The following is a 16859-nucleotide window of genomic DNA, read 5'->3' on the forward strand; positions in this document are numbered from 1 at the left end:
GTGCTATAATCATATCAGGGTTAAAATATATAACCACTAAATTTGAGGTGAGGATATGTTAAAGAGTGTAGAAAAGTTTGTTAACTACTGTACTGAGCTTATGCAACCTGACGAAGTCGTATGGATTACCGGCGACGAACAGCAGTACTGCAATTTGCGTGAAGAAGCGTGTAATACTGGGGAATTTATTAGATTAAACCAAGAAAAGCACCCTAATTGTTACTTACATCGTAGCGCCCGTAATGACGTTGCTCGTGTTGAAGGTCGCACATTTATATGTTGCGATAGAGAAATTGACGCAGGACCTACTAACCACTGGATGAAACCTGACGACGCTTACAAAATATTAGAGAATATTTCCTTTGGAGCTATGAAAGGGCGTACTATGTACGTTATTCCTTACTCTATGGGCGATGTTTCTTCTCCATTTGCAAAAATCGGTATCGAAGTAACCGATAGTATATATGTAGTTATTTCTATGAGCATTATGACACGAGTTGGCAACGATGTTTTAAGCAAGATTACCGATGACTTCATAAGAGGACTGCACACTAAGGCAGAACTTAGTAGTGAGAAACGGTATATTTGTCACTTCCCACAAGACAACACAATTTGGTCGGTAAACAGCGGTTACGGCGGTAACGTATTACTCGGCAAAAAGTGTTTTGCGCTTCGTATTGCCTCTAATTTGGCTAAAAACGAAGGCTGGCTCGCCGAACACATGCTTATCGTAGGCATAACTAGACCAAACGAAGAAACTAAATATATAGCTGCCGCTTTCCCATCGGCGTGTGGCAAAACCAACTTAGCTATGCTTGTTCCGCCCGAATATTATGAAAAATTAGGCTATAAGGTTGAAACAATCGGCGACGACATCGCTTGGATTAGACCGGGCGAAGACGGTTGCTTATATGCGATTAACCCCGAACACGGTTTCTTTGGCGTTGCGCCCGGCACAAGTATAAAAACTAACCCTAACGCTTTGCATTCTTGCAAAAAAGATGCGTTATTTACTAACGTTGCATTAAATACTGACGATAACACCGTTTGGTGGGAAGGGCTAGGCGAAAGACCCGAACATTTACTTGATTGGCAAGGCGATGTTTTTGACCCAGCCACTATGCCGTATGCGGCGCACCCAAACAGCCGTTTTACAGCTCCTATTGACAACTGTCCGTGTTTATCTAGCGAATATTACTCTAATAAGGGCGTAAAAATTTCCGCCTTTGTATTTGGCGGAAGGCGTGACGACACCATTCCTCTTGTTTGTCAAGCTAAGTCTATCGAACAAGGCGTGTTTAAGGCAAGCACTATGGCAAGTCAAACTACTTCGGCGGCAACCGGCAAGGTTGGCGTACTTCGTCGTGACCCGTTTGCAATGCTACCCTTCTTTGGCTATCACGTAGGCGACTACTTTGCGCATTGGTTAAAAATATTACATAGTATTGCTAATCCTCCGCAAATATTTAACGTCAACTGGTTTGGCAAGCGTGACGGCAAATTTGTTTGGGCTGGCTTTGGCGAGAATATTCGTGTGCTTGATTGGATATTAGACCGTTGCTGTAACAAGGTCGACGCAAAAGAAACGCCTATTGGTATGTTGCCCTATGCAAAAGACATCAACGTTAACGGCATTGATACAACGCTACAAGACGTAGAATATTTACTTACAATCGACAAAGAGAAATGGGCGGTAGAGCTATCGCAAATTGAAGAATTCTACGCATTTATTGGCGAGAGAGTGCCACAAGCGTTACAAGAAGAACTTACCACTCTTAAAAAATTATTAGTATGAGCGTAGCAAAGTTTAGCTTAGTTAGCCGTTTGCAGTTTAGCAAAGACGGCGGAAAAAATTATGATAATTTAATTATTCCTCGTCGAGCTACTACTAATTCGGCAGGATACGACTTTTTTGCGTCCTGCGACATAGTTTTGGGAAAAAATCAAAAAGTTTTTGTTCCAAGCGGTATAAGAGTTAAGCTTAAATCTAATTATATGTTGTTACTCCTCCCAAAGAGCGGGCTAGGGGCGAAATTTGACCTAAAACTTGCTAATACGGTAGGTTTAATCGACGCAGATTATTTTAACGCCGACAACCAAGGTCATATTATTGTAGCGTTGTGTAACGGAGAGCAGGAACTTACTATTAAACAGGGTCAAGCCTTTGTTCAAGGGGTAATTGTTCGATATTATAAAGCGCAAGAAAGTAACGTCAAGACCAAGCGAAAAGGCGGTTTCGGTAGCACTCAAAAGAGCTAAATAATTCTAAAAGTAAAAATGTTAAATAATTTTTAATTTAAAAAAAATGGACGGAAGAATTTCCGTCCATTTTGTTTGTTTAAGCTAGTCGCAAATTTTGTTTAGAGCGTTTATCAATTCGTCGGCGTCAATGCCGTGTACGCTAGCGGCCTGTTCGACTGTTTCGCCTCTTGCCGCAAGACAGCCTACGCAACCCATATTAAAGTCGGCAAATACGTTAGCCGTTAGGGGATTAGTTTGTAAAACTTCGATAATCTTCATTGTTTTGGTGAACATAATTTATACTCCTTAAATATTATTTTAATTTTTTACCACATTCGGGACAAAACTTTTGCGTCGGGGCTACGCTTGCGCCACATTCGGGACAAAATCCCAAAACATCAAATTTGTGTCCGCAGTCCGGGCAAAATTTAGCCGAAGCGTTGATATCTTTTTTGCAGTCCGGGCAGACTTTTTTGTTTGATGTTTCCTTAGGAGTATCGTTAGTTGCAAAAGCGTTGCTCATTACCGAGCCTGCTTGTTGCCCTACGCCAATTCCCATAAAAGTGCCAACAGTGCCGGTATTTCTTGCCGCATCGCCGAGCGCATCGGCGGCACGCTTTTGAGTATAAGTACCCATTTTGTCGCTTAGTATTCCTAGACTTGCCCTTTCGTCCATTGCCTTTTCGACCGACTCGGGGAAAGAAATGTTTTCTATTACAAAGTTAGATATATCAAGACCTAGCGAAATAAACTTTTCACGAACGTTAGTTGCGCACATAGCGCCAAATTCGTTTAAGTTTGCGTATATTTCTAGCGCCGACACCTTAGATTCGGTTACGGTATCGGTAACTGTCGAAACAAGCATACTTCTAAGATAATCGTTTATATCGTCGACAACATAGCTGTTATTTGTGCCAAAAAGCTCACGCATAAAAGTAGTTGCGTCGTTTACTCTAAAACTATATGTTCCAAAAGCGCCAATTCTAACTACGCCAAAATCGGCGTCTTTGATAATTAGAGGACGGGAAGTACCCCACTTTTGATTGACAAATTGCTTTGTGTTTATAAAATAAACTTCGGCTTTAAAGCGAGACTCTCTACCTTGATAGAATAGGCTACCTAGCCCGGTCAATATCGGTAAATTCTTAGTGTCAAGCTTATATTTACCCGGAGAAAAGATATCTGCTATTTTGCCTAAATGCACAAAGATTGCAGTTTGTGATTCACGTACGGTCAACGACGAACCCGAGATTATTTCTTTGCCTTGATGCGGATAGCGGTAGACAATAGTATCGTCGGTATTATCTTTCCACTCAATCACTTGCCACATTTGATTTTTAATTGACATATAGATTATCCTCACTAATTTAATATTATTTATTATAACATATATTTTATAATATATCAAACACTTTTTATTTATGGTCGCCGTAGGGCATATATATATTTTATTTCTAATAGATTAGTAAAAAGTAGAATTGTTCGGGAGTTAAACAATATGAATATTTGCGATATTATTGGTAAAGAGGTAATTACGCTTGAAGCTGAAAATTTAGGCAAAATTACACAAATTATGTTTGATTTACAGTTAAGTAAGGTTAGCAGTTTGGCTGTTGAACAAAAGCAAATTGATATAAATCAAGTTTATTCTATTAAAGACGTTGTTAGTTGCAGAAAAGAAAATTTTGTCGCAAGGTCGGCGTTTAATCCTCTACAAAAAATAATGTATACTACAAAAGGCGAACGACTCGGGCAGTGTACCGACATAGAAATAAGCAATAAATTTGCTACCAAGTACGTCTTTTGCGGTGAAAAGAGGTTCTCGCCTCGGTCAATTTATTACGTCGGCGATGTAATTTTAATTAAAACTCAACCGATTAAACCTATTAGTACGGCGGTGTGCAGTCTTGCGACCCAAGAAATTGAGTCGGTCAAGACGTATAGCGGAGATTTTAGTTTTTTGTTAAATAGCGTCTTAACAAGCGATATATTTAATTTGTCCGGCGAGATAATAGCTTTTCGTGGGCAAAAAGTTACTCGTGAGACAATCAAGCGAGTGCGTTCTTGCGGTAAGTTAGTAGAATTATCGTTAAAATGCGAAAGAAAGAAGTAGAATTTCCTATTAATTATAAATACAAATTTAATATGCGATTATTTTTGTAGAATTAGCTCGTGGCGCAAATACTACGCCGACGATGCAGTCTTGGCTATATTCGCCGTTTACACGGCTGTCTAACGAATTGTTTCGGTTATCGCCTATAAGAAAAACGCAACCTTCGCTTACGACATATTCGTTTTCAAGTAAGTCTAAATTTTCTTTTAATATATTCGGTATTATTGCTTTAATATATTTTTCTCTAAAAGTTTGTCCGTCCGGAGTAGTAATTGTAAGGTAGTAACTTCCGTCGACATCTCTAACTGCGTTTATACGGTCGCCACTTAGCCCTACTATGCGTTTGATAATGTATATTTCGCTTTCCGCCTTGTAGGCAACAACGATGTCGCCACGAGAAAATTTGGCTAATTTGTTAACCCATACTATTTGTCTGTCTATATAAGTCGGCGCCATAGACGCCCCCGAAGTGGCAAAGTTAGCTATAAACAAAGATTTAATGGCGACTGTAAAGATAATAATAATTACAGCCGTTACCATTATAACATTGGTTATTTTACTTGATTTGTCATTAAGTTGTCTTAACATTTTTTACCGCTTTATTAAATTCTTGGTAAGAAAGCATTACTATTTTACCGCATTTAAGGCATTTTAACTTGTAGTCTGCGCCGGTACGCAACACTTCAAAACAATCATTTTTGCAAGGGTGAGGTTTTTTTGTAATTACTTTGTCGCCTATTTGTACATCAATCATAGTTTACCCAAAAAGAATATTATTTAGTATAATTTGTTGGTCGGCATCTATAAGAAGTAGAGAAATTTTATGAATGTCGGCAATATCAAACGGTTTGCCTTGCGGACTTTTAAGGTCGGTTAAGTCAATTTTTGTCTTTTGCCAGAGCCGTCCGCCACATAATTGAAGTGATTTAGAATATGCGCATTGATTAGCGCTTGCCCAGTTAGTGATTATACACAGCGTAACTTGGCTTGCAATCGCCGAATAAATATCCAACATTATATAACTATCTCGTTCGTTAAAGGCGTATTCTAATATTTCAAACGTGCCGAAGTGTTTACCGCAAATACCGCTAATTCCATAAGCCCCAATTCCAACAGAGAGCGGTTCAAACGAAGTGTAAGCGCTGTTTTGGTCATAAACAAGAGGCAAGAAATTGCCAAGTCCGCTTGCGTTTTGATAGAATATTCGTGATTTGTTCTTTACTCGTATTTTATATTTATTAGCCAAAATTGTATGCGGGTCGCTACTTACAAATACTCCGTTACAATTTACAGTCGCAAGTACGGTAATTGTAGAATTTATGTCGAATACGTCAATAAAGCCTAAGGTGTTACTACCTTCTTGTACTATGTTTGCCCTCCGCCAACTAAGGGCAGAGCCTGAAATATCGCTGACTGTATAAGAAATTGTAACGTCTTTAAAATTACTAACCTTAGCGTAAAGTTGTCCTTTGCGAGTATTAAAGCTAACTTTTGGTTTTTTAAGCGTAGATTGTTGGTTAGAGAAATTTGTTAAAAACCAGTTTTTAATATTTTCAAGCACGTTTGGCGTAATAATATCGATTAAGCCATTTATATACAAGGCTTGCGAACAAATATTTTTACAGCGGTAAAGTCCTTGGTTGTTGTCTAGAATATTAGTCTTAGTGCTGTTTACGCCGGTTAGAAGGTATATCGGTTGAGAAACATATTGAAGATAACTTTGGGAACAAATTCCGCTTAGCCAACGTTCTTTTTGGTCAAGCGCCTCGATAGTGTTAGTTAGCTTGTCTATATTTAGGTCGGGAGATATTTCTTCGACCTTGTCCCAAAGGCTACCGAATATTATCGCTCCGCAAAGTAATTCTTTGCAAGTAGCCAACGTATGTATAGCTATTTTGTCGGCAATTCCGCCCAAACTACATATACCAATCAAATTATTCTGGCAGTAATTATTTAACATATATTGAATAATTCGACGTGTCGAGAAATCGTATTCGTACCAACTTGTATCACGGGCGGTAGTGTCTACGTATTTGAGATGTCGACCTGCCTTATTAAGATTAGCGTATTGCGTAGCCAGAGGATAGACCGTGTGAAACCCTATGCCAATATCGCCGGCGTAGTCGATAGAAACAGCTACAAACCCATTTGTCGCCCAATATTCTAGCAAAGATATATCAATAGCTTTACCAACTTCGCCAACTACTATAATTACAGGCGCAGACGCAGTTTGGTAAGCCAAAACTCCGTATATGCGAGTAATGGCGTCGCCACAACGGCGTCCATTGATGTAAAAATGCTGAATAGTAGTGTTGTCGACTGTTTGTTGCTTAATAATAGTTGGCTCAAACTCGTAGTCGAAATCTACGTCTTCAAATAAAGTTGGCGGAGTAAATTGTTTCATAAATGTCCTATTTATTCTATATTTAATTAATCGCTACGTTAAAATTATCTTTTTACTTATGATATTTACCGTTTGAATTTATCATAAAGGCTCGGTAAAGTTGTTCAAAAAGAATTACTTTTGCAAGCGAATGGGGTAGCGTTAGACAAGAAAATGACATCGAATAGTTTGCAATTTGTTTAATTGTCTGGTCAAGTCCGTCGCTACTACCAATTAATATCGTAATGTCGCTATTACTATTTTGCCAAAGTTGTAGTTTGCTAGCTAGTTGCAAACTGGTAAGCGCTTGACCTTCTTTGTCAAGTATAACGGTAAAATTTGAGAGTTTTGGTAATATTAGTTGGCTTTCTTTTTTAAGTTTATCTTGACCTTGTGGCAATTCTTCGATAATAGTTTGAGAAATATTGCAAAATCGCCCAAGTCGCTTTGCGTATTCGGCAATAGCTTGATTGTAATAATCTTCTTTAATTTTGCCTACGCTTAATACGTTAATCTTTAACATTATTAAATAAATAGCGTGCTTATCCACATAACAACGCAAATAATTACCGATAAGCCAAAAAATATTTTTGCGCCTAAACTTGGTTTGGATAGTTCGGGTTTTTGAAGATAAAAAGTCGTTCTGTCTAGATTGTTTTGTGGCTCGGCGTTAATTAAGTCGGGATATATTTCGGTTTTTGTATTAATAATGAGTCGAGAAGGTTGAGCTGTATTTTGAGCTTGTTTCAACGCTTCGACATTGTCTATGTTAGATTGCAAGGCGTTAAGTTCTTCGTTTTTGTCAAAAGAATAGACGTTAGTTTTTAGGTAGAATAATATTCCTAGCGCCATAATAACAAGCCCAACGGGTATAGTTATATACCAGCAAGTAACGAATACTGTTTCTTGAACGGCTAGTGGCATCAATATGTCTAGTAACAAGGCTAAAAAGTTGTTGAAGAAGTGCAATATAACGCACAACCAAATGCCTCCGCCCGAAAGCGCAATGTAACCGAGTATTGCTCCAAAGGCGAATTGATATAGCGTTTGCGCAACGTTCATGTGCATAAGCATAAATAACACTCCGGAAATTATACTCGCCCAAACAATCCCAAACCTTGATAATCCTCTTGCCACAACGCCTCTAAGCAGAAACTCTTCGCAAATCGCAGGCAATATACATACGGCAAGCACGGCAAGCAATATCCCCCAAATGGTGTCTAAATTTATGGGCAATTCTACGCTAGGCTCGCTTGCGCCTGCGCCAACTAGCAATTTGTTAAAGAATATTACGATTGGCATCATTACTGCGACAAGTCCTATAACAGTGATAATTCCAGCTAGGGTCGGCAACAGCTTGGGCTTATCTTTTAAGCGGGTAGCTTTGACTATATCAACCCTATAAACGTTAAAGTATAGCGACGGGGCTACTGCAAGCGCCAAAGTCGACAGCATAGTAAATATAAGCAATATAGAATTTTTAGCCGACGCAAATACCATTATGCAAATTCCGCCAAAGAAGCTGACCGATAAAAAAGCAAATAATGATACCGCAAAACATATATAAGAGTCGTTTGGAGTTAAATAAGTTCGCTTTAACATTCGATTACCTCGCTAATTTGATTTTGCTCGCCAACGTAGATGTTGACCGCAGTATGTAATTTGCTCGCTACGCTTATAGCCTTATCTTTTGCAAGCGTTGGAGTATTGTTTTGTTCGGATAAATGGGCAAGAATTATGTTTTGCGTGCCGTAACCTAATATTCTTTCTAGTAGTCCTGCGGTTTGGTCGTTAGACAAGTGTCCCTCGCAAGAAGCTATTCTTTGTTTGAGAAAAGGCGGATAGTTACCGCATTTAAGCATATTTATATCGTGGTTGCTTTCGATTACAAGAGCTTTGCAACCTCTTAGAAAGTCTACAAGTTGGTCGTCTACCGAGCCGGTGTCGGTTACAATACAAGCTACGCTATCTTGATAGGTAAACTTGTAACCCGTACACCAAGTGACGTCGTGCATACATTGATAAATGTCTACGGCAATATTTTTGTATTGCAGTCTGCCGTTAAAAGTGTGGGCTTGAAATCGTGTTTTGCCGTAAAATTCTTCGGCTCCGTTAGCGTGGACAAATATATCTACCGTTGGGTTGTACATTACAAATTGAAAAATGCCTGCTATGTGGTCGCTATGCGAGTGCGTGACAAATATAGCGTCAATAGATGCAGGCTTTAAATTTAATTTTTCAAGCGATTTGCAAATATAGCGATAGTTAACTCCACAGTCTACTAATATGTTGGTATTGTTGCATTGTATCAAGGTAGCGTTACCACGACTACCCGAAAAAAGCGTGCATATTTTCATACTATTTATTATATAACAAAAAGAATAAAATTGCAAATGTTGTTTTATCAATTAAAATTTGTAACTCTTAAATATTATAACCAATATTCGAACAAACTAAGTCTATGTTAAATAAAACAGCAAAACAAAATATATTAGAGATTGATAGTCAAGATTTGAGGAAAAGGACGTTAGACCTAGCTAGCAAAATAACCGTAGTTAATCTTGATGGTATGAGCGACGACCAAAAGGTAAGCCACCAAGTAATTAACGCCATAGTTGAAGAAGGTAAGAAAGCAAAAAGTCTTGAAGAATTGCAAACAAAGATAGTGTTTGCGATTAAATGTGATATTCTTGCAAATCTAGACCTAATGAAAGAGAATTTATACAATGGTTACACCTTACTATTTTGTCAAGAAGAAGAACGTTGTCTATGTTTTGACACTCGTACCGAACTAGGTAGAGCCATTACTCAACCCCCGACAAACAACGTAACCAAAGGTCCAAGAGAAGGTTTTATCGAAGGCATCAAGGCAAATATCACCTTGCTGAGAAAGCGACTAAAAACCCAAGAATTTAAATGCGATTACTTGTCGGTTGGCAAATACACAAATACGGCGATTGCAGTTTGCTATATTGAAAACATAGCCAGTAAAATTACGGTAAATAAAATTAAACAAAGAATAAAAGAGATTTCAATAGACGGTATTATAGATAGTAGCTATGTTTCAAGATTTTTAGATTCGGGCAAAAGTTTTTTGTTCAAACTCGTAGGTAGCGCAGAAAAACCCGACGTAGTAACGGGCAAGCTATTAGAAGGTAGAATTGCAATAGTAGTTGACGGCTCGCCCATAGTCCTAACTGTTCCGTATATGTTTGTCGAAGATTTGCAGGGTCCTGAGGACTATTACGACGTTCCAGAAATTGCCTCCGTAAATCGTATTTTAAGGGCGGTGTCGGCGTTTGTATGCGTAATTTTGCCCTCGCTATACGTTTCGCTTCAACTTTACAATTATCAAATTTTGCCTGCGAAATTTTTAATTTCTATAATTAATTCTACAAGCACAATACCATTTAACCCTTTAAGCGAGATGCTAGTAATTCTTGTGCTGTTTGATATTTTACGTGAAGCTAATTCTCGTATGCCCTCAATGGCAGGACTTTCGCTGTCGATTATAGGCGCTGTCGTGCTTGGCGACGCCGCCGTAAGGGCGGGACTGCTTAGCGCTCCCGGCGTTATGATTGGAGCGCTTTCGGGCATAGGACTTTACACTATGCCGGACAATACCTTATTATTATCAATTCTAAGGCTGGCAGTTACCGTTGTGGGCGGTTTAATGGGGTTACTGGGTATAATACTCGTGTCAATAGTTCTGCTTGCGCACATCGTATCTTTGTCGGCATTTGACGTTCCTTATACCGCTCCGTACGCTCCAAGCATAGATAGGGATAAGCAAGACGGACTAATTAAACTGCCAATAACAAGGCTAAAAAATCGTCCCGCAGTACTCAAATCTAAGAACAAGACAAGACAAAGATAGCTAAATTAAAGCAAAATTATAAAAATGTAAATTACAAAAATATAGGCAATATACAACTTTTTAAGTACGTAAAAAATTAAAAAAATATAAAAAACGCTAACTAAAACAACTAAAATTCTACAAGCGAGAGGTTAAAAAAGTGATAAGCACTTCTAAGGTAACTGCAAGACAGTTAATGTTGATGTTAATATTAATTATTCCCGGGGGCAAATATTTGTCGTTACCGGCAATAGTAGCTAGGGAATTAGGTAGAGATAGTTATTTTGCTTTTATATTTCTTTTTCTACTAGATTTAGTATTACTCACCGTAATTTTATTAGCCGTAAGAGCTAACACAAACAGGTTAAATGTCTACCAAATACTTAGTCAAACGCTTTCAAAGGTCGTAGCTAAGGCGATATTTTTAATCTTTGCCGTATTGTTTATTTGTCGAACTAGCGTTTTGCTTGTCAACTGCGTTGATATGTTTAGCAGTACTTTTTCGGTAAAAACTAACTGGCTAGGCTATATTTTGCCAATTTGCGCAGTAATTATATTTTGTATGCGTAAAGGCGTAAATTCTTTTGCAAGGCTAGCTGAAATATTATTTATATTTATATTGCTAGCGCTACTTGCTATTGTTGTATTTTCTTTCAAGCAAGCCGATTTAAATAATCTTAAACCTATGTTAGAACAAGGTTTAGGCAAGGTTATCAAAACATCGTTTAATTATTCGTTTTGGTTTTCGGACGCTATATTTATATTATTCTTTATGGACTTTTTGCCCGATAAGAAGGTTAAAGTTGCGCCGTTTTACCTAGCGTTTTTTGTGGGAGCGGTAATTTGCATAGGGCTTGACATTTTGTTTGTAGCTTTATTTGACACCCTTTCGCCTTACAACGGACTTGCTATGAGTAAGGTTTCGCAATTTACCATACCTCTTTCTAGTTTAGGTAGACTTGACTGGTTAGGTCTTGTAATATGGTTAACATCAATTTATATCAAGTCAATCATTCTAATTTTTTGCGCATATAGGTGCGTAAACTTTGTTTTTGGCGCAAACGAATTAAAATTTAATTGGTTCTCTACCATAATAACCTTAATTCCAATAATAATAGCGCCTATATTTATTGATATTAAAGAAGAAGTTTACGCCATATTTTGTATAGGCGCAGGTAAATACTTCTTTTGGTTTGTACAATATATACTACCGTTATTTTTGCCTCTGTTAACATACATTAGCAATAAAAAACAAAAGAGATGTAATTTAAGCAAATCTACGACTTTGCAAAAGAGAAAATATACTACAAAAATAATAGGTTTAAGTTAGGCTAAGCGCGCTAAGTCAATAATTTAGAGGCGATAAATGCCGTTTTTACCGCTTAATTTATAAGATAAACTAAATCGACGGCAAAAAGGAGTAAGAATTTGAGCGCTATAAAAAGAATAGCATTGTTATTTGCAATAGGCGTAGTCTTTATGCTTTTATCTAATTCTATCGCCGTAACCCCAATTACACAACGCGCGGTAATAATAGGGTTAGGCGTAGACTGGATTGACCAACAATATTGCGTAACTTGCGAAGTTCTTTCTCCACAAGGCTCGGGCGAGGGAGCGACGCCTAAAAAAATAACTAAGGTAGTTAGCGGTGTAGGGCAAACTATTTCGATTGCAATCGACGACATTCACAAGCTTACCGGGCAACTGCCTTCGCTAGGTCAATGCGGTATAATTGTGTTTGGTAAAGAATTGTTTGAGAAGAAACGACTAAACCAAATACTTGATTATTTTGTCTTTTCGGACGCTTTTAAAGACGGCACTAGCGTAGCTTGTTTTGACGGGCGAGCAAAAGATTTGTTTAGCTACGCTTGTCCGCTTACGCTTAGCGTAGGGTTTGCATTAAGCGAGATTATTCAAGACGAAGCCGACACCGGCTCTACCCCAAACGCCCCGTTAAGCCGTTTTATGAGCAAGCAATTCAACAACCCTTCAAGAAGTTATTTTTTAAGTTACATTAAATTTATTCCCAATGGCAATATGTTAGGGCAACAAAAAGAAGGCAATTTAAAGGTATCCAGTAGCGTAGTATTTAAAGATTATTTATATAAGGGCATATTAACAAAAAATCAACAAGAAGGCTATAATTTGTTGTACAAACCTAAGTCCTATAACACCTATTTAGTCGAGAATAAAGACAAAGAATTTGAACTTTTGCCCGATAAGGCCCTACTTGGCACAAGCACAAAACAAGCAAAAATTGATTATTCTATTATCGACAACAAGATTATTGCCGACTATAAATGTAAGATTAAATTAACCAGAACTTCAACCGATAACACCGGTCGCTTGTTTGGCATAATGCCACTAAATAATCAATACGTAAACGACGAGATGAAAAAGCAAGTTGAAGAACAAATTAAACAAAGAATTCTCGACGCTTTCTCTGCGCAAGCCAAGTTAGAATGCGACTACTTAGAAATTGCAAACAGCTTATACCAAAAATATGGCAGTCTAGCTACTAAGTTTCTCAACGAGCATAAAAACGCTGTTTATGAGCCAATAACTATCAATTTCGATATTAATTTAAAGTAGGGCTTAAAAGAAAAAGTCGTGGCAAAATTTACTAATATTTATAAAAAGATAGTGTTATAAATAATTATACATTCAATAAAAAATATAAATTTATTTTTTTGCAAAACACAATATATTGTGGTATAAATAAAAAAATACACTATATATTGTGTAAGAAAGTATTGACAAAGCCCAAATGGCGTGTTAATATTGTAACGCAAATTGAAAGTAAAAAGGGGAAAAGTAAAATGTACCAAGTAATCAAAAGAGATGGTAAGGTAGCGGATTTCAACATCGGCAAAATTACCCAAGCCATCAAAAAAGCCTTTGAGGCTAAATCAATCGAATACACGCAAGATACTCTTGATATGTTAAGTCTAAGGGTTACTGCGCAATTTCAACCAAAGATTGTTGACAAAAAGATTAGCGTAGAGGATATTCAAGACAGCGTAGAAGTTGTGCTAATTCAAGCCGGCTATGACGCAGTTGCAAAGGCATATATTCTTTACAGAAAGCAAAGAGAAAAATTAAGAAATATTAAGTCAACCATACTTGACTACAAAGATACCGTCAATAGTTATGTCAACGTAACCGACTGGCGAGTTAAGGAGAATTCTACCGTAACGTATTCGGTAGGCGGACTTATACTCAACAACAGCGGAGCTATTACGGCTAACTACTGGTTGTCCGAAATTTACGACGACGAAGTCGAGCAAGCTCACCGTAACGCCGACATACATATTCACGATTTGTCAATGCTTACAGGCTATTGCGCAGGTTGGTCGCTTAAACAATTAATCAAAGAAGGGCTAGGCGGAGTTCCCGGAAAAATTACTTCTTCGCCCGCAAGCCACCTATCCACATTATGCAATCAAATGGTCAACTTCTTGGGCATTATGCAAAACGAATGGGCTGGGGCGCAAGCCTTCTCGTCTTTCGACACCTATCTTGCCCCGTTTGTCAAGGCCGACAATCTTAGTTACAAAGAAGTTAAACAGTGTATTCAATCTTTTATATACGGCGTCAATACTCCTAGCCGTTGGGGTACGCAAGCGCCATTTACCAACGTAACTTTCGACTGGGTAGTGCCTAGCGACCTTGCCGAACTTAACGCTATTGTTGGAGGCAAAGAAGTAGATTTTAAATATAAAGATTGCGTTAAAGAAATGGCTATGGTCAACAAAGCATTTATAGATATTATGATAGAAGGCGACACTAACGGCAGAGGTTTCCAATATCCAATTCCAACTTACTCAATTACTAAGGACTTTGACTGGGCTGAAACTGAGAATAATAAAATGTTATTTGAAATGACGGCAAAATATGGTACGCCGTACTTTTCTAACTACATCAACAGCGATATGGAGCCTAGCGACGTAAGAAGTATGTGTTGCAGACTTCGCCTTGACCTAAGAGAACTAAGAAAGAAGGGCGGTGGCTTCTTCGGTAGTGGCGAAAGCACGGGTTCGGTCGGCGTAGTTACAATCAATATGCCCAGAATTGCCTATTTATCTAAAAATGAAGACGAATATTTTGCTCGCCTTACCAAAATGATGGATATCTCGGCTCGTTCGCTTGACACTAAGAGAAAAATTATTACCAAACTTCTCAACGAGGGCTTGTACCCTTACACCAAACGTTATTTAGGCACGTTTGCAAACCACTTCTCAACTATTGGGTTACTGGGTATGAACGAGGCTTGCTTAAACGCTAACTGGATTAAAAAAGATTTAACTAATAAGGCATCGCAAGAATTTACCAAAAAGACCTTGACGTTTATGCGTACAAAACTAAGCGATTATCAAGAAAAATACGGCGATTTGTTCAATCTTGAAGCAACTCCCGCCGAGTCGACCTCTTACCGCCTAGCTAAGCACGACAAAAAATATTTCCCCGACATTGTAACTGCAAGCGAGGGCAATACCCCTTACTATACTAACAGTTCTAATTTACCCGTAGGCTATACCGAAGACATTTTTTCTGCGTTAGATATTCAAGACGAATTGCAAACGCTATACACTTCGGGTACGGTTTTCCACGCATTTTTAGGACAGAAACTTAGCGACTGGAAGTCTGCCGCTAACTTAGTAAAAAAGATTGCCGAAAACTATAAGTTGCCTTACTACACGCTTTCTCCTACTTATTCGGTTTGTTGCGATCACGGTTATATCGAAGGTGAAAAATATAAATGCCCAATTTGCGGTAGAGAAACTGAGGTTTACAGCCGAATTACAGGTTACTATCGTCCTGTTAAGAACTGGAATGATGGCAAGAGAGAAGAATTTAGACAAAGAAAAGTTTATGATATAGATAATTCTGTATTAACTCACGACGTAGGCAGTAGAATTTATCAAGAAACGGCTTGTCAAGGTTTTTGTCAAAACAATGTTCAAGTCGGCAAAGAACTGTTACTATTTACTTCGGCGACTTGCCCTAATTGCAAGATGGCTAAAATGATGTTAGACAAGGCAAATATTGTTTATACGGCAATCGACGCAGAAGAGAATAAACAAACTACGCTAGATTATGGCGTGAAGAAAGCGCCTACGCTACTTGTTCCTTCGGCTGAGGGTTATGATAGATATTCTAACGCAAGCGAGATTAAAGGGTTTATCGAGGCAAATAAATGAGGGATATAATAATAATCGGCGCAGGTCCAGCCGGGCTAACGGCAGCCCTATATGCTTTAAGAAGCGGTAGAAGCGTGCTGTTGCTTGAAAAAGAGAATTTTGGCGGGCAAATTGCATCTTCCCCCAAGATAGAGAATTTTCCTTCGATTAAACAAATTTCCGGCACAGAACTTGCCGACAACTTATTTAATCAAGTAATGGATCAAGGCGCAGACTTTGAGTTAGAAGACGTAAAGAGTTTAACTAAGGTTGGCGATACCTTTATTGTAGTTACTAATTATAATACCTACGAGGCAAAGTCGGTTATAATTGCAAACGGAGTAAAACATAAGCGCCTTCCAATTAAAGACGCTGACAAATTTAACGGTCAAGGCGTGTCTTACTGCGCAGTATGCGACGGAGCATTCTATAAGGGTCAAGAAGTCGCTCTTGTAGGCGACGCTAACACAGCGCTTCAATACGCTTTGCTACTGTCTAACTATTGTCCTAAGGTAACGCTACTTACCCTCTTTGATAGATTTTTTGGCGACGAAGCTTTAATTAGGCAAGTTAAGGCAAAACAAAATATTGTTTGGGTTAAGGAAGTTTGCGTAACTGGTTACGTCGGCGAAGAAGAACTTAGCGGTGTAATCTACGTAGACAAACTAAAAGTTCAACATACTCTGTCTACCCCAGCCCTATTTGTGGCAATCGGTCAAGTTCCCGATAACAAAATATTTGCAAATTTAGTAACTCTTGATAAAGAAGGTTATATTGTGGCGGGAGAAGATTGCAAGACAAGTCTTTCGGGGTTATTTGTAGCTGGGGATACAAGAACTAAGTCGGTTAGACAGCTTACTACTTCAACCGCAGACGGGGCTATTTCGGCGCTTGGCGCAAGTAGTTACATAGGCGAATTAGAGTGTAGATAAATTAACTTAGAGAATATAGAATTTTTTATTGCATAGGTAGCTTAATTTAGAACCAAGTATTTACTTATAACAGTCTTAGAAATATATAAAGAAAGCGTAAGAATAATTTCTTACGCTATTTTTATGTTTTATAACATTAATATAAATATATTAA

At 38.2% G+C, this 16859-nt stretch carries 16 protein-coding genes; 8 read left to right on the top strand and 8 right to left on the bottom strand.

Annotation, left to right across the window (positions count from 1 at the left end):
* Nucleotides 1-55: 55 nt before the first annotated feature.
* Both RR062_03605 and RR062_03610 read left to right on the top strand, forming a co-directional pair.
* Nucleotides 56-1795 carry a phosphoenolpyruvate carboxykinase (GTP) gene (locus RR062_03605; GenBank protein MEG2026794.1) on the top strand — a complete coding sequence of 580 codons (1740 nt, stop codon included), beginning with the start codon at nt 56-58 and terminating at the stop codon, nt 1793-1795.
* Nucleotides 1792-2259 (top strand): deoxyuridine 5'-triphosphate nucleotidohydrolase, encoded by a 468-nt coding sequence (locus RR062_03610; protein ID MEG2026795.1) that lies wholly within the window; start codon nt 1792-1794, stop codon nt 2257-2259. The genes RR062_03605 and RR062_03610 overlap by 4 nt, the downstream gene beginning before the upstream one ends.
* An 84-nt stretch (nt 2260-2343) precedes the next feature.
* Here RR062_03610 and RR062_03615 read toward each other — a convergent pair whose 3' ends face one another.
* Both RR062_03615 and RR062_03620 read right to left on the bottom strand, forming a co-directional pair.
* The gene (locus RR062_03615) at nt 2344-2535 is read right to left on the bottom strand and encodes a DUF1858 domain-containing protein (GenBank protein MEG2026796.1); all 192 of its coding nucleotides are present in this window, start codon (nt 2533-2535) and stop codon (nt 2344-2346) included.
* Between the two features lie 19 nt (nt 2536-2554).
* Nucleotides 2555-3589, bottom strand: coding sequence for an SPFH domain-containing protein (locus RR062_03620; GenBank protein MEG2026797.1), 1035 nt, complete (start codon nt 3587-3589; stop codon nt 2555-2557).
* Nucleotides 3590-3739: 150 nt separating this feature from the next.
* Between RR062_03620 and RR062_03625 the strand changes: the two genes are divergently transcribed.
* Nucleotides 3740-4354, top strand: coding sequence for a PRC-barrel domain-containing protein (locus RR062_03625; GenBank protein ID MEG2026798.1), 615 nt, complete (start codon nt 3740-3742; stop codon nt 4352-4354).
* Nucleotides 4355-4381: 27 nt separating this feature from the next.
* On the opposite strand, the gene lepB is transcribed toward RR062_03625, so the two are convergent.
* Genes lepB through RR062_03655 form a run of 6 tightly spaced genes read right to left on the bottom strand, consistent with a single transcriptional unit; the run spans nt 4382 to nt 9094 of the window.
* Nucleotides 4382-4942: a signal peptidase I gene (gene lepB, locus RR062_03630; protein ID MEG2026799.1), complete on the bottom strand. Its 561-nt coding sequence runs from the start codon at nt 4940-4942 to the stop codon at nt 4382-4384.
* Nucleotides 4926-5108 carry a DUF951 domain-containing protein gene (locus RR062_03635; GenBank protein MEG2026800.1) on the bottom strand — a complete coding sequence of 61 codons (183 nt, stop codon included), beginning with the start codon at nt 5106-5108 and terminating at the stop codon, nt 4926-4928. Before RR062_03635 ends, lepB begins: the two co-directional genes overlap by 17 nt.
* Before the next feature lie 3 nt (nt 5109-5111).
* Nucleotides 5112-6758: a hypothetical protein gene (locus RR062_03640; GenBank protein MEG2026801.1), complete on the bottom strand. Its 1647-nt coding sequence runs from the start codon at nt 6756-6758 to the stop codon at nt 5112-5114.
* A 52-nt stretch (nt 6759-6810) separates the two neighbouring features.
* The gene (locus RR062_03645) at nt 6811-7287 is read right to left on the bottom strand and encodes a 23S rRNA (pseudouridine(1915)-N(3))-methyltransferase RlmH (GenBank protein ID MEG2026802.1); all 477 of its coding nucleotides are present in this window, start codon (nt 7285-7287) and stop codon (nt 6811-6813) included.
* Nucleotides 7263-8339: a type II CAAX endopeptidase family protein gene (locus RR062_03650; protein MEG2026803.1), complete on the bottom strand. Its 1077-nt coding sequence runs from the start codon at nt 8337-8339 to the stop codon at nt 7263-7265. The genes RR062_03645 and RR062_03650 overlap by 25 nt, the downstream gene beginning before the upstream one ends.
* Nucleotides 8333-9094, bottom strand: coding sequence for an MBL fold metallo-hydrolase (locus RR062_03655; protein MEG2026804.1), 762 nt, complete (start codon nt 9092-9094; stop codon nt 8333-8335). Before RR062_03655 ends, RR062_03650 begins: the two co-directional genes overlap by 7 nt.
* Before the next feature lie 104 nt (nt 9095-9198).
* On the opposite strand from RR062_03655, the gene RR062_03660 reads away from it, so the two are divergent.
* The 5 genes from RR062_03660 to RR062_03680 all read left to right on the top strand — a co-directional run bounded on the left by RR062_03660 (nt 9199) and on the right by RR062_03680 (nt 16705).
* Nucleotides 9199-10614: a spore germination protein gene (locus RR062_03660; protein MEG2026805.1), complete on the top strand. Its 1416-nt coding sequence runs from the start codon at nt 9199-9201 to the stop codon at nt 10612-10614.
* Between the two features lie 139 nt (nt 10615-10753).
* Entirely contained in the window at nt 10754-11923 is a 1170-nt protein-coding gene (locus tag RR062_03665) for a GerAB/ArcD/ProY family transporter (GenBank protein MEG2026806.1), read from the top strand.
* Between the two features lie 98 nt (nt 11924-12021).
* Nucleotides 12022-13185: a Ger(x)C family spore germination C-terminal domain-containing protein gene (locus RR062_03670; GenBank protein MEG2026807.1), complete on the top strand. Its 1164-nt coding sequence runs from the start codon at nt 12022-12024 to the stop codon at nt 13183-13185.
* A gap of 227 nt (nt 13186-13412) precedes the next feature.
* Complete coding sequence (locus tag RR062_03675; protein MEG2026808.1) at nt 13413-15794, top strand: ribonucleoside triphosphate reductase; 2382 nt, start codon at nt 13413-13415, stop codon at nt 15792-15794.
* A complete protein-coding gene (locus RR062_03680; GenBank protein MEG2026809.1) occupies nt 15791-16705 on the top strand; it encodes an FAD-dependent oxidoreductase in 915 nt (304 codons plus the stop codon). Before RR062_03675 ends, RR062_03680 begins: the two co-directional genes overlap by 4 nt.
* Nucleotides 16706-16859: the final 154 nt, after the last annotated feature.

Source organism: Clostridia bacterium, from assembly GCA_036654455.1.
Lineage (GTDB): Bacteria > Bacillota > Clostridia > Christensenellales > CAG-314 > JAVVRZ01.